This is a genomic window from Vulcanococcus sp. DEBay_Sum29NL08_54 (assembly GCF_017859255.1).
In the GTDB taxonomy this organism is placed as follows: Bacteria; Cyanobacteriota; Cyanobacteriia; order PCC-6307; family Cyanobiaceae; genus Vulcanococcus.
Genome location: NZ_JAFMNJ010000013.1, coordinates 1 through 1,254, shown reverse-complemented (window position 1 = coordinate 1,254; position 1,254 = coordinate 1). Strand labels below are relative to the sequence as shown.

Genomic DNA, 1,254 nt, shown 5'->3' with positions numbered 1-1,254 from the left:
CCAGCGGAGGTGTAAGCAACGGGCCCTTCCTTCCTAAGATCCCGCCAGCGAGCCCTCTTCCTCGGCCCCATGACGCAGCTGGAAACGCGCACGGAGCCGATGGTGGTCAACTTCGGGCCCCACCACCCCTCGATGCACGGGGTGTTGCGGCTTGTGGTGACCCTGGACGGTGAGGACGTGGTGGATTGCGAGCCGGTCATCGGCTACCTCCACCGCGGCATGGAAAAGATTGCCGAGAACCGCACGAACGTGATGTTCGTGCCCTACGTCAGCCGCATGGACTATGCGGCTGGGATGTTCTACGAGGCGATCGTGGTCAACGCCCCGGAGCGCCTGGCCGACGTGCCGGTGCCCAAGCGGGCCAGCTACATCCGCGTGTTGATGCTTGAGCTCAACCGCATCGCCAACCACCTGCTCTGGCTTGGCCCCTTCCTGGCGGACGTGGGCGCCCAGACGCCGTTCTTCTACATCTTCCGCGAGCGGGAGATGATCTACGACCTCTGGGAAGCAGCCACCGGTCAGCGTCTGATCAACAACAACTACTTCCGCATTGGTGGTGTTGCCGCGGACCTGCCCTACGGCTGGCTGGACAAGTGCCTGGACTTCTGCGACTGGTTCGGCCCCAAGATCGACGAATACGAAAAGCTGATCACCAACAACCCGATCTTCCGCAAGCGGATTGAGGGTCTCGGCACGATCACCCGCGAGCAGGCGATCAACTGGAGCCTGTCGGGCCCGATGCTGCGTGCCTCCGGGGTGCCCTGGGACCTGCGCAAGGTCGACCACTACGAGTGCTACGACGACTTCGACTGGAACGTGGCCTGGGAGAAGGAAGGCGACTGCTTCGCCCGCTACCGCGTGCGCATTGAGGAGATGCGCCAGTCCCTGAAGATCCTGCGGCAGGCCTGCGAAATGATCCCCGGCGGCCCGACCGAAAACCTGGAAGCCCGCCGCATGGCCGAGGGCAAGGGCAGCGAATTCGCTGGCTTCGACTATCAGATCGTGGCCAAGAAAGTGGCGCCCACGTTCAAGATCCCCAACGGAGAGCTCTACACCCGCCTGGAATCCGGCAAGGGTGAGATCGGTGTATTCCTGCAGGGCAACAACGATGTGACCCCCTGGCGCTTCAAGATCCGCGCGGCGGACTTCACCAACCTGCAGATCCTTCCCCACATCCTCAAGGGGGCCAAGGTGGCCGACATCATGGCGATCCTGGGCTCGATCGACGTGATCATGGGCTCGGTTGACCGCTAA

General features: G+C 63.0%; 1 protein-coding gene. It reads left to right on the top strand.

The annotated features are described in order from the left end of the window. The first annotated feature begins 69 nt into the window (after positions 1 to 69). The gene (locus tag QZ186_RS06295) at positions 70 to 1,254 is read left to right on the top strand and encodes an NAD(P)H-quinone oxidoreductase subunit H (RefSeq protein ID WP_010313409.1); all 1,185 of its coding nucleotides are present in this window, start codon (positions 70 to 72) and stop codon (positions 1,252 to 1,254) included.